The 19,024-nt window shown below is 48.3% G+C and carries 21 protein-coding genes and 1 pseudogene; 9 read left to right on the forward strand and 13 right to left on the reverse strand.

Going from position 1 to position 19,024, the window contains the following annotated elements; translation table 11 throughout:
• Positions 1–8 precede the first annotated feature (8 nt).
• The 11 genes and pseudogenes from ACX1DY_RS30760 to ACX1DY_RS30810 form a co-directional block, all read right to left on the reverse strand.
• Positions 9–1,355 carry a sensor histidine kinase gene (locus ACX1DY_RS30760; RefSeq protein WP_458967921.1) on the reverse strand — a complete coding sequence of 449 codons (1,347 nt, stop codon included), beginning with the start codon at positions 1,353–1,355 and terminating at the stop codon, positions 9–11.
• Positions 1,348–2,064 carry a response regulator transcription factor gene (locus tag ACX1DY_RS30765; RefSeq protein ID WP_458967922.1) on the reverse strand — a complete coding sequence of 239 codons (717 nt, stop codon included), beginning with the start codon at positions 2,062–2,064 and terminating at the stop codon, positions 1,348–1,350. Before ACX1DY_RS30765 ends, ACX1DY_RS30760 begins: the two co-directional genes overlap by 8 nt.
• Before the next feature lie 20 nt (positions 2,065–2,084).
• A complete protein-coding gene (locus ACX1DY_RS30770) occupies positions 2,085–2,369 on the reverse strand; it encodes an FAD/FMN-containing dehydrogenase (RefSeq protein ID WP_458967923.1) in 285 nt (94 codons plus the stop codon).
• Between the two features lie 170 nt (positions 2,370–2,539).
• Complete coding sequence (locus ACX1DY_RS30775; RefSeq protein WP_458967924.1) at positions 2,540–3,292, reverse strand: ABC transporter permease; 753 nt, start codon at positions 3,290–3,292, stop codon at positions 2,540–2,542.
• A complete protein-coding gene (locus tag ACX1DY_RS30780; protein WP_458967925.1) occupies positions 3,286–4,062 on the reverse strand; it encodes an ABC transporter ATP-binding protein in 777 nt (258 codons plus the stop codon). The genes ACX1DY_RS30775 and ACX1DY_RS30780 overlap by 7 nt, the downstream gene beginning before the upstream one ends.
• On the reverse strand, positions 4,043–5,059 hold the full coding sequence (locus tag ACX1DY_RS30785) for an ABC transporter substrate-binding protein (RefSeq protein ID WP_458967926.1): 1,017 nt from the start codon (positions 5,057–5,059) through the stop codon (positions 4,043–4,045). The genes ACX1DY_RS30780 and ACX1DY_RS30785 overlap by 20 nt, the downstream gene beginning before the upstream one ends.
• A 640-nt stretch (positions 5,060–5,699) precedes the next feature.
• A complete protein-coding gene (locus tag ACX1DY_RS30790; RefSeq protein ID WP_458967927.1) occupies positions 5,700–6,188 on the reverse strand; it encodes a nitroreductase family protein in 489 nt (162 codons plus the stop codon).
• 15 nt (positions 6,189–6,203) lie between these two features.
• Positions 6,204–6,779, reverse strand: a complete 576-nt coding sequence (locus ACX1DY_RS30795; RefSeq protein WP_458967928.1) for a nitroreductase family protein — start codon at positions 6,777–6,779, stop codon at positions 6,204–6,206.
• 42 nt (positions 6,780–6,821) lie between these two features.
• Positions 6,822–7,623 (reverse strand): annotated as a pseudogene (gene sufB / locus ACX1DY_RS30800) (Fe-S cluster assembly protein SufB); the annotation flags it as partial.
• A 46-nt stretch (positions 7,624–7,669) separates the two neighbouring features.
• On the reverse strand, positions 7,670–8,185 hold the full coding sequence (locus ACX1DY_RS30805) for a MarR family transcriptional regulator (RefSeq protein WP_458967929.1): 516 nt from the start codon (positions 8,183–8,185) through the stop codon (positions 7,670–7,672).
• 165 nt (positions 8,186–8,350) lie between these two features.
• Complete coding sequence (locus ACX1DY_RS30810) at positions 8,351–10,069, reverse strand: cellulase family glycosylhydrolase (RefSeq protein ID WP_458967930.1); 1,719 nt, start codon at positions 10,067–10,069, stop codon at positions 8,351–8,353.
• Positions 10,070–10,368: 299 nt separating this feature from the next.
• Between ACX1DY_RS30810 and ACX1DY_RS30815 the strand changes: the two genes are divergently transcribed.
• The 3 genes from ACX1DY_RS30815 to ACX1DY_RS30825 all read left to right on the forward strand — a co-directional run bounded on the left by ACX1DY_RS30815 (position 10,369) and on the right by ACX1DY_RS30825 (position 11,956).
• A complete protein-coding gene (locus ACX1DY_RS30815; protein WP_458967931.1) occupies positions 10,369–10,767 on the forward strand; it encodes a histidine kinase in 399 nt (132 codons plus the stop codon).
• Positions 10,768–10,945: 178 nt separating this feature from the next.
• Positions 10,946–11,140 (forward strand): hypothetical protein, encoded by a 195-nt coding sequence (locus tag ACX1DY_RS30820; RefSeq protein ID WP_458967932.1) that lies wholly within the window; start codon positions 10,946–10,948, stop codon positions 11,138–11,140.
• A 240-nt stretch (positions 11,141–11,380) separates the two neighbouring features.
• Positions 11,381–11,956: a fibronectin type III domain-containing protein gene (locus tag ACX1DY_RS30825; RefSeq protein ID WP_458967941.1), complete on the forward strand. Its 576-nt coding sequence runs from the start codon at positions 11,381–11,383 to the stop codon at positions 11,954–11,956.
• Here the strand turns inward: ACX1DY_RS30825 and ACX1DY_RS30830 are convergent.
• A complete protein-coding gene (locus tag ACX1DY_RS30830) occupies positions 11,851–12,282 on the reverse strand; it encodes a DUF6398 domain-containing protein (RefSeq protein WP_458967933.1) in 432 nt (143 codons plus the stop codon). The genes ACX1DY_RS30825 and ACX1DY_RS30830 overlap by 106 nt on opposite strands.
• A 101-nt stretch (positions 12,283–12,383) precedes the next feature.
• The gene (locus ACX1DY_RS30835; protein WP_458967934.1) at positions 12,384–13,595 is read right to left on the reverse strand and encodes an AAA-type ATPase lid domain-containing protein; all 1,212 of its coding nucleotides are present in this window, start codon (positions 13,593–13,595) and stop codon (positions 12,384–12,386) included.
• 142 nt (positions 13,596–13,737) lie between these two features.
• On the opposite strand from ACX1DY_RS30835, the gene ACX1DY_RS30840 reads away from it, so the two are divergent.
• From ACX1DY_RS30840 to ACX1DY_RS30865, 6 genes are all read left to right on the forward strand, one after another.
• A complete protein-coding gene (locus ACX1DY_RS30840) occupies positions 13,738–14,646 on the forward strand; it encodes a dihydrodipicolinate synthase family protein (RefSeq protein WP_458967935.1) in 909 nt (302 codons plus the stop codon).
• 44 nt (positions 14,647–14,690) lie between these two features.
• Positions 14,691–15,575: a transporter substrate-binding domain-containing protein gene (locus ACX1DY_RS30845; protein WP_458967936.1), complete on the forward strand. Its 885-nt coding sequence runs from the start codon at positions 14,691–14,693 to the stop codon at positions 15,573–15,575.
• Between the two features lie 30 nt (positions 15,576–15,605).
• Positions 15,606–16,337: an amino acid ABC transporter permease gene (locus ACX1DY_RS30850; protein ID WP_458967937.1), complete on the forward strand. Its 732-nt coding sequence runs from the start codon at positions 15,606–15,608 to the stop codon at positions 16,335–16,337.
• The gene (locus ACX1DY_RS30855) at positions 16,321–17,073 is read left to right on the forward strand and encodes an amino acid ABC transporter ATP-binding protein (protein ID WP_458967938.1); all 753 of its coding nucleotides are present in this window, start codon (positions 16,321–16,323) and stop codon (positions 17,071–17,073) included. The genes ACX1DY_RS30850 and ACX1DY_RS30855 overlap by 17 nt, the downstream gene beginning before the upstream one ends.
• A gap of 29 nt (positions 17,074–17,102) precedes the next feature.
• Positions 17,103–17,636: an OsmC family protein gene (locus tag ACX1DY_RS30860; RefSeq protein ID WP_458967939.1), complete on the forward strand. Its 534-nt coding sequence runs from the start codon at positions 17,103–17,105 to the stop codon at positions 17,634–17,636.
• Positions 17,637–17,723: 87 nt separating this feature from the next.
• The gene (locus ACX1DY_RS30865; RefSeq protein ID WP_458967940.1) at positions 17,724–18,689 is read left to right on the forward strand and encodes a bile acid:sodium symporter family protein; all 966 of its coding nucleotides are present in this window, start codon (positions 17,724–17,726) and stop codon (positions 18,687–18,689) included.
• Positions 18,690–19,024: the final 335 nt, after the last annotated feature.

Below are 19,024 nucleotides of genomic sequence, written 5' to 3' on the forward strand. Positions count from 1 at the left end.
AAGGATATTCATTTAGGAAGATGAACGCAGAACTCCGAGCCTGAGCCCAGGGTGCTTGTGACGGTTACCCGTCCTCCATGCGCTTCGACAATCGCTTTTACAATCGTAAGACCAATTCCGGCTCCCCCGGTTTTACGGCTGCGCGACTTCTCTCCACGGTAAAAGCGTTCAAATATATATGGTAGCTCATCGCCGGCGATTCCAGCACCCGTATCGGCAATCATCACCTGGACTTCGGAAGACTCCTCAGAGAGGGTTACTTCTATCCGGCCTTCCTTCGTATATTTAAGCGCATTATTCAGCAAGTTGACAAAAACCTGTACCAGCCGTTCATAATCACCGTTAATAAAGATTTGCTTCTCATCCTTCAAGGTCAAGACAACCTTGTCCAGCTCCGGCCTGCCGGCAACCGAATGAACCGAATCACGGAGCACGTCATTCAGAAGCAGCCGTTCATGCCGCAGTTGAATCATCGGGTTCTCTGCCGCATTAAGCTTTTCCAGATCATTAATAAGCTGTACCAGCCGGATGATTTGAGCGTGGCAGATCTGCAATCTCTCAGGCGTGGCCTCCCATATTCCATCCTGAAAAGCTTCAATATAGCTCTGGACGGTGGTCACAGGCGTGCGTAATTCATGAGCGACATCTGCCGTGAGATTTTTTCTTAGCTTCTCCTGCTGCTGCAACGTATCCGCAAGATAATTAAGCGCCTGGCCTACCTCTTCAATTTCTGTCTGTCTGTTAATCTGAAGCGGGACCCGCTCCGTCAAATTGCCTTCCCGCATCTTCACGGCGATTCTCTTGATCTGAATGAGCGGAAGGCTCAAGCCTTTAGCCATAAATCTGCTGTACAGATAGGCACCCGCAAGCACCAGCAGCAGCGCACCCCAAGACAGCCTGTTGAACATCTGGAGAAAATCCCGGTTCTGTGCATGCTCAGCTTCACCACTTCCCCGCATTTCAAGTGTGCCGATGTTCACTCCATCCTTCACAATCTCATAGCGGCTGGCAGCCGAATCCTTATTTGTCCTTGACATGCCCATGCCCATACCCATGTTTCCTGTATCCCAGACCAGCTTCCCTTCCGCATTATAGAGGCGTATGGAATAATTCCGCAGCATCGCCTGATGGGATATATTCATCAATGTATCCATTCCCCAGGAATGTGCAGGATCATAGGCTTGTTCAAGATCCGCGAGCAGGAATCCGGCTTCGGCTTTCTGCTGGTTTTTAACATACCTTCCGAAGGAGAAGCTCATCACCAGGTTGACCAAAAACAGGATGATCAGCAAAGAGCTGAGTGCGACACCGAGATGGGACAACAGCAGTTTTTTCCGCAGTCCGCCTTTATTCATCCCGATTCACCAGAAATTTATAGCCGATTCCGAACACTGTACCAATAAACTGGGGATGCCGTGGATCATCGCCGATTTTTTGCCGCAGATTCTTGATATGCACATCTATCGTCCGCTCAAAGCCGTCAAAATCATCGCCCTGGATGAGATTCACCAGCTCGTAGCGGCTGAAAGCCCGTTTGGGATTCCTGGACAGACACTCCAGCAGCTTGAATTCAAGTGGTGTCAGCGCAAGCATCTCTCCCTCCAGCTTAACCTCATGCCGCTCAGAGTCCATCCATAGCCTCCCGCCCCCGAAGCTCAAGGCATTGCCTTGTTCCTGGTTCTGAGAATGCTGCGCCCTCCTGAGCAGACTGATGACCCGGGCCAGCAGCTCCCTTGGACTGAAGGGCTTGGTAATGTAATCGTCCGCACCGATCAGCAGGCCATTCACCATATCGTCTTCACTGCTTTTGGCCGTAAGCATAAGGATGGGCGTATTCGAGCTTCTGCGAATAATTCTGCAGATCTCTTCGCCGGAAATGTCCGGCAGCATAAGATCAAGCACCACCAGATCAGGCTTCAGCTTATCAAAAAGCTGCAATGCGCCGGTTCCAGTCTCAGCTTCATGTACGATATAATTGTTCTTCTCCAGATAAGCTCTGATCACCCGAAGAATATCCGCCTCGTCGTCCACGAGCAAAATGGTTGGAGCCTCCACCACGATCATCCCTTCGTTTTATAACGCGATTAGAAATTCATCATGCTGCCGCGACCCGATGTATTTCCCATCATGCCGGATCTGCCGGATGATTTGCCCATCATGCCGCTTGTGGCCGTTCCATGCCCACTTTGGCAATTGTTCACCATGTCCTTGATGCCATCGTCCGACAAGTTCGGATGCATCTGTCTTGCAAAAGGCAGCATTTTCTCAAACCAGCTCTGTCCATTGTCAGTTCCCGCTGCATACACGCTTGTACCGATACTCATAACCACAACCAATGCCGTAATTCCTAACCAGATCTTCTTTTTCATTGTGCTCTCCTCCTTCTTTATGTACACATCATAACTCGAAGTTGTGAAGAACCTGTTTGCTTTCGCAGGAAATTTAAATTTTTTTTATTTTGTCAAAAAGACGGCCCGTTCATGAGCCGCCTAAGCATCGTTACGCTATATTCTATCGCAGCAGCATACAAGCTCTCACTCTACCGCCGCCATTTCATAAATTTATAATCCAAAACATCGACGAGCAGGAACAGCACAAACCCGACAAGGCTGAACAGCATAATGCCTGCGTACATTTCCGGGTAATCCAGGCGCAGCCAGGCATCCATAATGAAGAAGCCCATGCCATGCTCCGTTCCATAAATCTCGGTGAAAAACAATACAGATATCGCAGTTCCAAGGGAAATCCGGATCGTGCTGAGAATGACCGACAGTGCGCCGGGCAGCGTCACATTCCAGAACTTCTGCGCGGTGCTTGCGCCGATGCTGGTCAGCACATCATAAGTGCTTTCGGGAATGGCCTTGATACCGTCACGCACGGAGATAATAACCTGAAACAGCAGAATCAGCATAATCATCAGCACCTTGGAGGTTTCGCCAAGCCCGAAGAACAGCATGACCACCGGCAGCAGCGCAATCTTTGGAATGGGATAGGTCAAGTAAACCACCGGGTCCAGCAGCCGGTTCCACAGCGGCGAGCGGCCCATTAAGAGGCCAATCAGCAGACCGATCAGCAGCGCCAGCAGCACCCCTTCAAAAATCCGCAGCAGACTGTAGCCGACATTCAGCGCCACATCCTTTGCCCCTAGATGGAACATCGCATTATAGACCGAGCCGGGGCTGGGAAGAATCGGATGATTCATCAGCAGATAAACAACATACCATACCGCATTCATGCACAAAAAGACAAACAACAGCCGCAGCAAGTGAGGAAGACGTCTTTTTTTCACCATTTCGTAAGCATTACCTTTCTGATTCGCTTGCTCTGCTCAAAGTAATCATCGCTGTCCCGCTTATTCTCATGCTTCATTGCAAAGACAGCAGTGTTATCGAGGATTTCCGGCGTATCCTGCTTGCTTGACGGCATGACGATGATCTTCTGTCCCAGCAAAATCGCTTCCTCCACATCATGGGTCACAAACAGCGTTGTAGCCGGATTAGCCAGCCAATTATCCAGAAAAATCTGCTGCAGCGCTTCGCGCGTAATGGCATCCAGTGCGGAGAACGGCTCGTCCAGCAGCAAAATCGTCGGCTGAATGGCAAACGCCCGGGCAATCGCCACCCGCTGCTGCTGTCCCCCGCTCAGCGAGAGGGGATACCGGCCGGCCAGCTCGGAAATTCCCATCGACTTCAGCCAATGGGTAATTTCCGCTTCCTGCGTTTCCTTGTGTCCTCCCGCAGGACGGGTGATCTTCATCGCAATCTGAATATTGTCATGGACAGTTTTCCAGGGCAGTAGCCCATAATTTTGCGGGACCAGCCCAATCAGCGTTTCTTTGTCATGCACGGATTTCCCGTTGAACAGCAGCTCGCCCTCATAGCCCGGCAGCAGTCCCGCCACCGCACGCAGCAGCGTGGATTTGCCGCTGCCGGAAGGCCCGATGATCGTATAGATGCCATGCTCCGGCAAGGTCAAATTGACTTGCCCCAGGGCCAGTTGTCCGCTTTTATATTCCACTTGAAGCTCTTTGATGCAGAGTCCGCTATTCTTTAAACTGGACATCGGAGATCACATCTTCAGGCGCAATTTTTTTGGTCAGCAGGCCTGTCTCCCGCGCCCAGGCAAAAGCCGCTTCCACTTCCTTCACATCCACCTGATTAGCCGGCTGGTATTCCGGCACTTTGATCTGGTCCTTCAAGGTATCCGGGTAGCCAACCTCCTTGATAATCAGATCAATATACTCCGATTGGTCATGCGATTTCATGTAAGCTACCGCTTCATCATAGGCCACATACATATTCCGGATGGCTTGTCCCTTAGCATCAATCGCGCTTTGCGGGAAGGCCAGCACAAACGGGTTCACTTTAGCGGTCTTAGTGGAGCTTAGCACGCGCAGACCCGCCGCTTTCCCCATAGTGACATAAGGCTCCGGCAAAATAGCCGCATCGGCTTTTTGGTTCTTCAGCAGCTCCAGGCGGGTTGGAATTTGCGGCACTTCGGTCACCGTAATATCTTTTTCCGTCAAGCCTGCCTGCTTCAGCATCGTCGCCACTGTATATTGTGTTGAAGTATTCTTGGACAGAATCACTGTCTTGCCCTTGAGGTCCTTCACGTCCTTAATCGCATCATTGCCGGTGAGCAGATCAAATTCACCGGTAGTGGTGCTGGCGATCTTCACATCAAGCCCCGCTTCATTATAGATCGAAATCGCCACCAGGTCGGCGCTAAGCCCATCCACTTTACCAGCCTGGAAAGCCACGTCACGGTCCTTGGCGCTCTTGAAGGTCTGAATCTCCAGATTCACGTTATGCTTTTTATCAAAGCCCTGCTCATGGGCAATAATGAATGGAATCGCATCAATAGATGGTAAAAGACCCAGCGATAATGTGGCCGTCTCTGCCGGCGTACCGCTTGCAGCCGGCACCTCTCCAGCCGCACTCCCCTTATTATCCGCTCCTGCATTATTCGTATTTGATGTGCCGCAGCCCACCGCCACTACACTGATCGCAGCGACCAGCATCAACAGCATTGTAAGGTATTTCCAGTTCGTTCTTTTCATGTTTCTCCGGTAGCCTCCATCTTCCTTGGGGTTTGATTTCTATATAAGCTGAACTATAGATTTACCCAATCGGCATTGGTCGTGACTGCAGAGAATGTTTGGACTTCCGGCCGCTGTTATGTTTGGATTTCCTGATTTAAAACCGTTGTTCACGGTAGAAATCCAAACATAGCCTATGCTTACGACGCCAGTTTTCCTGCGGAAAGCTCTCAGGCGGTCGCTAGCGCTCCATAAGTATCCAAACTTCTCCTCCGTCACTTTTGCCTTTTGGTAGTTTTTATTTCAGCTTATATAGTTTCTCTTTTCGGCCTCCGGGGCAGCACAGAATGTAAAATCGGCTCATGCGAATTTATTCACATATGGGCATATAAGTGGAGCCTGCTTCGCTGCCCTTTGAAAGCCCCTCCCATATAGCAGGCCGGCCCTTCCTGCGAATAATCCGCGTATGCGAGATGTATGTATACTGCCAGCTCCCCGAAAAGCTCAAGTAATGCAATTTTACACCCATTATTCTATTTTGTATATTTACAAATTGAAATACTTTCCACGGCACATCCCACAGCAAAAAGCTCTCCCTTGCCTTGAGAAGCAAGAGAAAGCTGTACAAAACATTCGGGTACATCCATTCAGTTGTATAAAACTACAGCGCTTCGAGCCTTACTTCTGTCATGCTACCTGCCTTGTACGCACTCCCCGGCTCGTCCACAAACCCCATTTCCAGAACGGCAACGATACATTCCTTATCCTGCACACCGAACAAGTAAGTTTGCTCCCGGTCATACGTCCAATCCTTCATCGTCCTTCTTACCCCCAGTTTCCGCTCGTACGCAAGCAGCTGGAAGTTCTGAATAAGGCAGCAGACCGCGGCAAAATCCTCATCCCGCTTATAAGAATCACTCTCTTCCTTCATTGCGACAATCAGGTAAGCTGGAGCAGGGTCCTGCAGACCTGTCATGAAGCTGCCGCCGCTGCCTGCCTCTGCATAAATAAATCTCCAAGGCTCCCTAAGCCCGTCATTTGGCGCCCACACGGCATCATTCAGCAGCTCGAGCACAAGCCACTGAGGAACGGGCCGGTCGGAAAAGGACCCGGGGCGGTACAGCCCCATGCTCAATCCGGTTAATGACACTTGGCATCCCTCCCTTTAAGCCTTCTGGCCTGTATAGACTGTCCATTTCTTCTCGGCTGTCGTTCTTGCCCGGCCTCTTGGCACCTTATCGAAATATCCCAAATGAATAATGCCGACAAATCTTTCATTCTCGCGGACCCCGATACGTTTGAAAAACTCCTCGCTCTGCATCATCGGTTCAGTATCCCACAGCATCCCAAGCTGCCGCTCCCAGCCAAGCAACTGGAAGTTCTGCAGGATGCTGCAGACCGCCGCATAATTCTGGTCGCTAGCCCTGCGGTCCGGGCCGGTGCCTGCAATCACAACAACATGGCCGGGAATATCGATGAATCTCTTTTTGAACAGCTCGATCATTTTGCCCGGAATCCACTTGCCAAGCCTGCTCCCGGTCATTTGCTCCAGTATATAATCAGCCAGCCGAGTGCGCGACTCGGACGTACCGGCGTATAGACAGCGCCAGATAACAGTATCCGAAGCCGGAAACAATCCTGCGGCTGCATTCAGCAGCTCAGCCACCAGTTCCTCGGCAACAGGCGTCTGATTGAACTTGCGGATAGTTCTCCGCTCTCTAATTAATGATGCCAGACTCAAGCTGCTCATTCTCCTCTCATTCGGAGCCATGGTCTCCGGGCTTTATCCGATGCTTCCTTCCATCTCCATTTTGATCAGCCGATTCATTTCCACAGCGTACTCCATAGGAAGCTCCTTAGTGAACGGTTCAATAAAGCCCATTACAATCATTTGAGTGGCTTCTTCTTCCGTTAATCCCCGGCTCATTAAATAGAACAACTGCTCCTCGGAAACTTTGGATACAGTCTCTTCGTGCTCTAGTGTAATGGATTCATTCCGGATTTCATTGTAAGGGATCGTATCTGAAGTAGATTGATTATCAAGAATCAGCGTGTCACATTTAACATTCGATTTAGAACCGGCTGAGTCCCGGCTGAGTCCCGGCTGAATGACACAAGTCCCCGGTAGGTCACCTTCCCTCCATGCTTGCTGATTGATTTCGAAACGATGGTGGAGGTCGTCTCTGGTGCCAGATGAATCATTTTCGCTCCGGCATCCTGGTGCTGGCCTTTACCGGCTAAGGCAATGGAGAGCACTGAGCCTTTGGCTCCACGGCCTTTCAAGACAACGGAAGGATATTTCATCGTCAGTCTGGAGCCGATATTGCCATCCACCCATTCCATCGTTGCATTTTCTTCGGCAACCGCCCTTTTGGTTACCATGTTGTAGATATTGGGCGCCCAGTTTTGGATGGTTGTATAGCGCATACGTAATTTTTCCGGCAGATGATTTCAACCACTGCGCTGTGCAGGGAGTTCGTACTGTAGATTGGTGCTGTACAGCCCTCTACATAATGCACAAAGCTGTCCTCCTCTGAGATGATCAACGTCCGTTCAAACTGTCCCATATTTTCTGAATTAATCCGTTTCCTTCAATCTCTGCTCTTAAATCACTGATTTCCAGACATGTATTCATCGCTCAGCAACTCCTTCTGTTAATCTGACTTCCAGTTCAACATTGTATTCCTGCAGAAATTTGCGGATAAGCTGCTGTTCAGCGGCCGAATACTTATCCACAAAACGGTAAAAGCGCTGTGCTTCAATTTCGTGCAACTGCTCATGAAGATCAAATATTTTTTTCCCTTGCGAAGTAAGCTGGAAGTAGCTCTCTTTCTTGTTGTCATCCTTTTGTGTCCGCTTTACAAGTCCATCCTTCAAAAGCCTGCCGCCGATTTTGGTAATACTGGCTTTCGACAGATCCAGTATTTCCGCAATAGTCGTGCTGTTGACCGGTTCATGGCGGCCGATACAATCAATCACGTGAATCGCTGTAATGCTCTGCGGAAAGTTATCGATGGACTCCCTTTGGGCAAAAACGAGAAATTGATCAAGCTCCGTCTCCGCAAGAGATTCATGCATATGCAGAAATCTGATGTATTGCGCATACAACAGTTGTTTGAGAGAATCCGCTGATTCCAATGCGCTCATCCACTCCTTTTCAATAGCAATATTATTGTTTACTAGTAAACAATATACCATCATTGATAATGATTATCAACTACTTCGGCAAATTCCATCCCTCTCACAGCAAAAAGCCTTCTTCTCCCCCGCATCCATCACAGGTTAAAAGAAGGCTCGTCTTATTTCCACATCCTACATTGCAGTGCCTGTAACTGTGGTTCCGTTCTTCGTAATCTTATAGTTCACCACATCGCCGTTCCAGAAATGGAACTTCAGAATGACATCGCCGTTATTCACTTCATTGAAGAAGGCCGGCAGCAGACTGATCTCATTGGTGGTGTAGGAAGGCGTAAACGTATAGGCGAATTCCTTGTACGGCGTCCAATTTTGCGGACCGGCATTGCCGCCGGAGGCATACGTAGCTTCCATAGTAGCCAAGGTTGTTCCATTAAAGGCAGTAGGGATTTTAAATGAGCTGGTCGTTCCCTGGGCATTGCTCAGTTTTGGCGTGTTCGAGAGGACAACATTAAAGCTCCAGTCTGCCCCTTTGTTGAAGCGGGCGGTTAATACCGCATTTACCCCAAGCTTGCCGGAGGAGGTCAGGCTCGTGAGTCTGGCCGCTTTGAAGGTCAATTGGTCACCGCTCAAAGTATAATCTGTTCCCTGCACCAACTGCTGGCTTCCGTAGAGGATCGAGGACAGCGTATTGCCGTTCAGGTTAAGCTTCACCGTCACATCTTTGGCCGCAGCATCCTTTTTCAAATTAATGAGATCGCTTTCAGCAGTGGACGAACGGCCGGACCAACTGGCTTTCATCATATTGTAGAGCTGGGGATCGGACCATTGATAGGTTGTACGGCCAAAATGCTGGCCATTATCCCACAGCATCGGTGTAATCTGCTTGGATTTCAGATAATAGGCCAAATATTCGAAGAACTTCAGTTTCTCGCCCTGCTCGATAACACCGGTATTTTTGTCAAAGCCGAGCAGGCCGTATTCGCCGACAATGACTGGAATTCCTTTGGCTGTAAAGGTGTTGTACACATTGGTAAAGGTGGTGTTGATGTCATTCTGTGTATCGGTGTCGAACTTCGTATAACCCGCAATGTTAACGCTGAATGGCCAGAAGCCATAGTAATGCACGGTAGCAATCAGGTTTGCGTCATTCAGCTTGGTAATCGTGCTGTAAAGCGCATTCATTCGGGTCTGGGTTGGAGAAGCTTCGAGCGTAGACAGCACCAGCGGACGCGTTGCATTATTTCCGCCCGATTTTCTGACGATGCTGTGGAAGGACACATTCAGCTCGTCCAGCATCTGGATCGCCTTGTTCTCATCCGTAGTTCCGCCATCGGTAAAACGCGGCTCATTGACACTTTCGAACATCAGCTTACTCGAATACCCTTTGAACTTGTTCGCAACCTGTGTCCAAATCGCGTTATAGCGGGCCAGCACCTGGTCGTGCTGCTGCTCCATCTTGCTGATCCACAGCCAGGAATCATGGTGGAGATTGATCATCACATACAGGTTCTCGCCAATCGCCCAGTCCACAACCTGCTGAACACGGGACAGATAGGCCGGATCAACAGTATAGCCTGGAGCCGCTCCGGTGTGAACATCCCAGGTCACGGGAATACGGATGCTTTTGTAACCTTGAGCCGCAATCTTCTTGATTAATTCCTGAGTAACTGCGGGGTTGCCCCATGACGTTTCGTCGGCTCCCGTAGCATCGAGCGTATTGCCAAGATTCCAGCCCGGCTGCATGGCATCGACATAGGATTGCAGACCTGTGGCGGCGGCAGCTTGTGCCTGCGGTGCCTCTTCAGAGGATGCAGCAGAGACTGTAGGTGTAACTAAAGCAAGCAGTAAAACAGCGATGAATGCAAGTGACAGGAACGATTTCTGTTTTGGCATAAAAAAGTAACTCCTCCTTTTAGGTGTAAGGCTCCTTTTTAAAACAGATGCTGTGTTGTATAGTAGTGCATGTCATTCAGAAGGAAGGCTGACTACTGCACAAAATCACCTCCGCACTTTTTTTGCAACCGCTTACGAAAATCAATATAGCATCTTTATCCAATGGTAAATATCCCAATAATTAGTGCGAAAATCCATTCAAAATTATAGATTTTGGAATGTCATCAATTCCACAAGCTTGCTTGTCCCGAATTATGATATAATTAGCGAATCTTACGCAGGTGAGGGGACCGGGGACAATGAGTGATCAGATTCTTCAGCAGATTCTTGGGGAACTAAAGAGCATGCGCTCCGATTTAAGCGAAGTGAAGGTTGACTTGAGCGGAGTAAGGGCTGACGTAAGCGGAGTGAAGTCCGAATTAAGCGAAGTGAAGGCTGACGTAAGCGGATTGAAGGCCGAATTCAGCGAAATGAAAGCTGACTTAGCCGAAGTGAAAGCCGATATTATCAGCATTAAAGAAGACACCAAACTCATCCCGCTGATCCAGCAGGCGGTGTCGGAAGTGAATGCCGAAGTGATCGCTAACCGCGACACCTTGCATAATATAGAAGAAACTCTAAGAAGTCATGACGTTACACTTGATATCTTATCAAGACGTTCCATAGATCAGGAAGCAGCTTTGAAACGAATTAAATAGATGTCCTCGACACAGAGACACAATTCTCTCCATTGAACACAAACCCTAATAAATATATAATTTCCTTAAGAAAATTTGTCTTTTTCCCGTGGACACATCTTCCAATTTCTTTATTTTGTGTTATAATGAAAGCGTAACCAAAAAGAAATAAAACTTTTGATTGCATCGTCCAAGGAGGATGAATGAAATGCTGGCAGGACTTAAGGAGCTTAAAAATTGGGTATCCGGAATGTGGCAGCCATGGATGACTTCGGAAGAAGAAGACTACTGGAAAATCGAATATTCTGTGGAGCGTCATTTGCATACACCGCCAACTCCTAACCCGCTTACCTACCAGGAAGAAGCACGCATCAAGAGTGTCAAATATCATTAACTACATCTATTGCAGATACAAATTTACTCACAATCAACTTTTGACATAAGACCGCAAGAAGCCGGAAGCTATTCCGGTTTTTGCGGTCTTTTATTTTGGAGCAACGAGCTTGTACCAGTCATTCGCCTTTTTTAACACCTGATCTCCACCCGCAGCCTTAAATTCCTTTACAAAAGTATCAAAATATTCTACCAGCTGGCAGTAGACCCGGCAGCACCAAGCTGGCCGGCAAATGCCAAACTGACAGGCTCGAAGATTAGCCAAACAGGACTTACCTTGAACTGGCCTGCTGCGGTAGACAACGAAGGGGTTGTCAGCTACAGCGTATACCAGAACAGCAAGCTGCTTAACACCGTAGCAGGCACTACTTATTCCTACAATGTAACCGGATTAACCCAAGGCACGTCCTACTCCTTCTCTGTAGTAGCCTATGACCTTGCGGACAACTCAAGCAATCCATTAACGGTCACCCTGAGCACTGTTTCGGTCACTCCTGGAAATGGTTCAGGTTCGGGTGCAACACCAACGCCTTCTCCGTCACCTTCGCCTACACCAAGTCCAACTTCCTTTTTTTGTCTTCTTCCTCGCGGTAGTCAAGAACAGAAAGCAAAACAAATGGTCGGGAAACAATTCTCTAACTTGCTGTCATTTCATCAAGGCCCCACCTCTATCATTCGAGTGAGCCAATCCGTTGAAAGAAATTATTATTTTTATAGAAACCTGTCACCCGGGACAATTAATCCATTTACAGGGAACAAATTATTAAGCGGGTGTTGCACTTGCATACTTTCGGTTAAAAACTCAGTGTCGAAGTAGCTAAGTTTCAACATATCACGGATCACTTTGGATTTCTGGCTGGTTGTGCTTTGTGCAGTACCATAATATCCACAAATGTCGTGTACTGATACGTAAGGCTGAAAAGATTTGTCGAAAAGAAAATTAATCGTACCAATTGCATGAATAATACCCGCTGCCCAGACTTCCAGCTTACCAGACATAAAAGGAACCGTCCGTTTGCGCCCCAGCTTCTCTACCATTTTAACAGACACCCGCTCGTATTCTTCATCCAGATGTTCACGGCAAAATCCTTGCAGCAACTCGAGTAGTTTAACTTTCTTCTCCAACATTTTCGGGTCTTTCATTTACACCCTCCCCTTTTTTACATTATTCATATTTTATCATAAGAAGGCTTAAAACATGTCACTCCGAAGTACGGCAGCTAGGCTTTCGGCACCTCAAGCGTCTAGTTCCCGTTCAACTTTCTCCACATTGTACTGCGGCTGATCCCGAGCCGTTTGGCTGCTTTGGAATGATTCATATTCTCCTCCTGCAGGACCAATGAGATGATGTCTTTTGTGATTACATCCAGCGTCTGGTTTACATCTACCCCGGAGATAGACCGTTCAGGCCGCTGGGATTCTTTTCTCAGTGTGGCTTCAACTTCCTCTTTGGTAATTCTGGGACCTCTGGCGTTTAAGGTCAGTTCTTCGACTACTCTCTTCAATTGCTCCAGATTATCCTTCCAGTTAAATTCCTGCATAGCCTCTAGCGCTGCCTGTTCAAAATCAACTCCGGCTCTATCGGGCGGCCCGTTCATTTCCTCGCGGCACAGCTTCACCAGATGCGGAATATCAGCTTTCCTGCTTCGCAGTGTAGGCAGCTGCAGCTTCAGACAACCCATATTATTGGCGAACAAGCGGCAGATTTCATCGGGTTCTTCATCCGAGTTGCGGCAGGAATAGGAGAAGATAACCTTGTTATGCGAATAGAAATCCCCGTCCTTGAAGTACTCATGCATTTGCTTGATAAAAGGAACCGACAAAACCTCCACATTTTTGATATAAATTATGTGTCCAACCTCCATAAACGCAGAGCTGGTATTCTCCAAAAGCCACCTCCATTTCTTCCCGGTCATCAGGATACAGTCAACAATCATCATGGGTTTATGGCGGAGCAAATGGTTCTTACTCATTAGACATGCTTTGTACAGCTCATTGGCCACTATATTTTTGCCTGTGCCAATTTCACCGACAATAAATACAGGGCTCATGCTCTGCCCGTATCGTTTAATTTGAGCGATTACCTCTTCAATGGCCGCGCTTTGATCAAACCAGATGAAATCTTTGCTGCTGCTCCAATCCTTTTCGTTTTCGAACCGGATGGAGTAGTCGTTCGGGTCTCTGCCCGGTCCGAGCTTTTCGAACAAAAAGATATTCAAACAGATCCCTCGGACCGACAGCCTCAGCCCTTTGATCTCCCAGATGCTTCTGTTGATTTTTTTCCGGATTCGTACTTCCCGCCCCTGTCTCAGCAAGGGCAGCCTGCTGAGCATTTCCGCTTTGGCTTCTGCATGAATATTGCTCTGGAGGGTAGTAAGCAATACATTCCCGTCATCATCGTACACTTCAATCAGGCTCTGCTCTGTGAAGACGTCGTTCATATGCTCCTCTTTCACCGGTTGCCCTCTCTCTCATTAATTTAGACCCTGTTTCAAAATGAAACACTCTAGCGCTTAAATCCGATTGAATATATATGAATACTACGATAAAGTGATTAATCATACAACCCACTACTATATACAACATGGAGGTTAACCAATGCCCAAAGAACCCTTTTCACTGCATGGAATCGTTACTACCGTGCTTACACCGTTCACCCCTGAGCTAAAAATTGATTACGATTCTCTGCAACGTCAAATTCAGGCTGCAATCGATGCCGGATCAGCCGGTTTTCTGGTTCCCTGCCTTGCCAGTGAAATCGCTCATTTAACGTTGGACGAGCGCCGTGACATTGTAAAGGCCACCGCGGAGGTCAGCCAAGGAAAGGCAACCGTCATCGCCAGCATCAATGCCGATACGGGCAAGGACCGGCTTGCCCTTTTGCACGATTTCATCCAATCCGGGGCCGATGGAGCCAATGTAATGCTGGATTACACCACAGATGAGCAATATTGGCGGGATATTCAAGAGATCGATGCAGCCCGTCCTCCTTTTCTAATCCTTCAGGATGTGGACAGTCAAGGGGATGGATTAAGGGATGAGCTTCTCCTCAGATGCTATCACGATTTCGCCAGTGTCGTAGGCGTTAAGGTGGAGGTGAAGAACAACAATCCCAAATACACGAGACTGCTGAATGCAACGGACGGAGCGATCAATATTTCCAGCGGGAAAGGCAATGATCAGCTCATCGAGCTTCTGGACAGAGGTGTGCAGGTCGTTATGCCCTCGGGTTTATTTGAAATTTTCAACGGCATCTATCAGCGGTATGCTGCCGGCAACCGTGAAGGCGCAAAAAGATTATTCTATGCAGCACTCCCGATTATCGCCTATACGCGTCAGGACGGGACCCTCAATCGGGCCTTTCATAAACGTTATTTGCAGGCTACCGGCGTGTTCAAAACCAATCTCACCCGGGAAACCGCATACTATGATGCCGTCAACGAAGCCTACACCCGCGAATTGATTCAACTTGCTTTGAGCATCGTGGAAAATATCGATCAATATTAAGCGGCAGACCCAACTGATCGCATTAAAAGAGAGGGGCGAAACAAATGAAACTGAATTTATCCCTGCGTTCCATAAACGCTGCTGGCCTGTTACTATTGGTGATCCTCACCGGATGCGCGCAAAACACGGCCGACAATACCCCGAAGGGCAGCACTACATCAGCAGCGGCGGAGCAGAAGGAAGTAACCACCCTGCTGGTCGGCACAGGCGGAACAACCAAGCCTTTTACGTACAACAATGACGCCAATGAATTGGACGGGTATGACATAGCCTTGCTAAAAGCGGTAGACGAGCTGCTGCCTCAATATGAAATCAAATTTGAGCAGGTTAAATTTGACGGGATTTTCTCCGGAATTGATGCGGGACGTTACCAGATTGGCGCCAACAGCATTTCTAAAAAACCGGAGCGCTTAGAAAAATATATTTTCACCGCCGAGCCTTACGGATACGCAAGCAGTGTGATCGTCAAAAGAAAAGATGATACCTCCATTCAAGGCCTCGATGATCTGGGCGGCAAAAGAGCCGTTGTAACTACGGACGGAAGCGCGAACGACAACTTTATTGAAAACTTTAGCAAAGAGCATCCCGACAATCCGATTAAAATCACCTACGCCGATCTTGAGGATACTCAGGTCTATCAAAAAATCGAAAATAACGAGTTGGATTTCAAGCTCCACGCGCTGTCTTCCTACAAAGAAATAGTTGAAGAATTCGGATTCACTAATCTGGATAAAGTGCCTCTTTCGGTAGAGGAAGCCAAACGGATCAGCGATCCAGGTGTCTACTTTATTTTCCCTAAAACTGACAAAGGGGAAGAAATACGCGCTGCGGTGGACGATGCCTTGAACACATTAAGGAAGAATGGAAAATTGTCGGAGCTTGCCATTCAATACTTTGAAACGGACATCAGTACTGGCGCTTCTGAATGATCAACTACAACATGAAGGGAGTCCGCCCGCATGCCGAATCTGTTTGATTTTGGTGTCGTCATGGACATGATTCCGCAGCTTATCAAATATATTCCAATCACATTCGAGATTGTACTGTTATCCGTAGTGTTCAGCTGGGTAATCGGATTCCTTGTAGCTTTAATCAAAATAAACAAAATTCCGGTGCTTCATCCGCTGTCCGCTCTTTACGTCTCCTTTATGCGGGGAACGCCCTTGATTGTACAGCTGTATATCGCCTATTTCGGCATACCGCTGCTGCTGCAATATTGGAACCACATCTATGGAGCGGAATACAGTTTAAATGGGATCAGCCCTATGGTCTTTGTTGTCGTTGCCTTCGCCCTTAATGAAGGGGCCTACTGCTCGGAAACTATACGCGCCGGTCTGCAGGCTGTGGACAAGGGGCAGACGGAGGCTGCTATGTCCATCGGCATGACATCAACTCAGACTTTTTTCAAAATAGTGCTGCCGGAAGCGTTGATTGTTGCCCTCCCTTCTCTGGGAAATGCCTTTATCGGAATGATCAAAAACACCTCATTGGCATTTACCTGTGCAGTGGTGGAAATGACTGCGGCTGCCAAGCTGATGGCTTCTAAAAACTACCGCTTCTTTGAATCCTATGTTGCGCTGGCAATTATTTATTGGGTGATTACTATTGTAGCCGCAAGGCTGATCAAGCTTGGCGAACAAAAATTAAGAGCAAATGAAAGACAGGTTGAGTTCAATGATACAAGTTCGTAACCTCCACAAGAAGTTTCAGAAGCATCAGGTTCTTAAAGATATTGATCTGGATGTAGGTGAAGGCGAGGTTGTGGCGATCATCGGACCGTCGGGCTCGGGCAAATCCACCCTTCTGCGCTGCATTAACTTTTTGGAAAAACCCGAATCAGGCTTGATTGAGCTGGATGGCAAGCGAATTAATATTGAGCGGGCGAGTAAACAGGAAATATTGTATCTGAGGCAGCATACGGCGATGGTATTTCAGCAGTTTAATCTGTTTAAACACAAGACCGCCCTGGAAAATGTAATGATCGGCCTAACGGATGTGCAGAAAAAAGGCAAACAAGAAGCGCGGGAAACCGCTGAGTATTATTTGGAAAAGGTGGGGCTGAAGAACCGGATCAAATATTATCCCAAACATCTTTCCGGCGGACAGCAGCAAAGGGTGGCAATTGCCCGAGCACTGGCCTTAAATCCCAAAGTTATTTTGCTTGATGAGCCGACTTCCGCTCTGGACCCGGAAGTGGTGAATGATGTACTGGAGGTGATCCGTGCAGCTGCCCGGGAAGGCAGAACGATGATTATCGTGTCACACGAGATGAATTTTGTATATGAGATTGCAGACAAAGTGATCTTCATGGACAAAGGCCAGGTTGTGGAGCAGGGTACTCCGCAGGACATTTATCTGGAGCCCCGTCAGGAAAGAACCAGACAATTTTTATCCAAGGTCAATATCCATTCCAATTACAGTATTTGAGCTGAACACTATTCGAGGAGGCTATAACAATGACTACATTAAACGATTATTTGCAGCAAAAACGCGAGGCAGGCTTGCTTCTCAAGGAAAAGGCGCTGCAGCAGCCTGAGTATAACCGTTTTAGCGCCAAGGTAAAAGCTAAGGGACGCAGCGGTGTACGTGAAATCCGCATTCGCGATTTCCAGATTATCAGTGACAGTCCAGAGGACTACGCCGGCTATAGCCTGGGTCCAAGCTCTCCGGAGCTGCAGCTTGGCGTACTAGGCAGCTGCCTGACCCATATTACGCTGATCCAGGCATCGCAAAGAGGAGTTAGCCTGGAGTCTCTGGAGGTGGAAGTAAGCGGACAACAGCACCCCTTGGCAGGCAGTCCCGGCTATGAGCAAATTCCAATATTCCCTCACAACATCCGGTATAAGCTGCACATTACATCCAGCGAGCCGCAGGAAACGATTGCCGCACTCCATAAGGCGGTAGAGGAAGCCTGCCCTATTCTGAATCTGCTGCTGAACCCGCAGACCATTGAGGGAGAGTTAATCCTCACACCTCCAGCCTCCGTATAAAAAGCAGCTTCCGAAAAAAATGTCTCCTTCTTCATCTTAATGATATATAGTAGTAACATCCCATAATTACGAAGGAAGTTATTCGCTATGCTTCACTCATTGAACCGGCGGTTGAACCGCATGATGCCCCTGATTACACCGCTCAGCATTCTCATCGGCGTAATCTGCGGCAGCCGCTTGTCTTCTTTTACCTACTTGTCGCCGTGGCTATTTGCCTTTATGACCTTTGCCGGCAGCATCAGTCTGAGCTTCAGGGACCTATTGAATGTAATCAAAAAACCCGCTCCGCTATTTGTATGTCTGTTCATTCTGCATGTGGCTATGCCCATAATTGCATTGGCATTCGGACATTTAATCTTTCCGGGGGATACGTATACGATTACCGGACTTGTTCTGGCTGCGGTTATCCCAACCGGCGTAAGCAGCTTTATCTGGGTCCATATTTATAAAGGCAATATCGCCTTGACTCTGTCGATTATCCTCATTGACACCATCGTGGCCCCTTTCGCCGTGCCCGGCATCCTCTCGCTGTTAATCGGAGCAAATGTGCAGTTGGACGTGACAGCCATGATGAGCAGCCTGTTCTGGATGATTGTCGTCCCTTCGCTGCTAGGCATGGTATTGAATGAATGGAGTAAAGGAGCCATTGTACCAGTCTGGAGTCCGAGAATGAACCCATTCTCCAAGCTGGCTATGGCAGCAGTAATCGCGATTAACGGTTCGGTTGTCGCCCCTTATCTGACAGACTTTAGCTGGCGGCTAGTTGGCCTAGCGGCTTTGATCGTTACGCTCGCCTCCACAGGTTATCTGCTGAGTTTCAGCCTCTCCAAGCTGATGGGCTGGAGCGAAGCGGATCAGACAGCGCTTATTTTCAACGGAGGCATGCGCAATATCAGTGCGGGAGCCGTTTTGGCGGTTACCTATTTTCCCGCTCCGGTCGCTGTTCCTGTCGTCCTCGGCATGATATTTCAGCAAATGCTGGCTTCCCTGGTCGGCTTCCTGATCGGCCGCCGTACCAGGCTAGAGCATTCCGACACAGCCTCCGCCGCCTGACACCAAGTTATACCTGTTTTTCCTTTCGCACTAATAGAACAGGCCCATGTCAATGACATGGGCCTTAGATATTTTTCGATTGAAGCGGCATAAACGCATCACTCCAAAGCACGGCAGCTAAACTACCAGAGCTCAGCACACATCCAGACCGCAATAAAAGTGATTTTAGCACTATTTGATCTGTATCTGGTATATTTACTACATGAGTACAATCTTTTGAGCCTCCAACACGGCTAAAGCCGTGGGATTCCTAGCTAGTTAACGCACGCAAGCCATTTCTGTTTTGTGCAGACTGCTAAGTCAAGAGCTAGCTCATTAGCTCGTCCTGGATCAGA

Source organism: Paenibacillus sp. BAC0078, assembly GCF_054483875.1.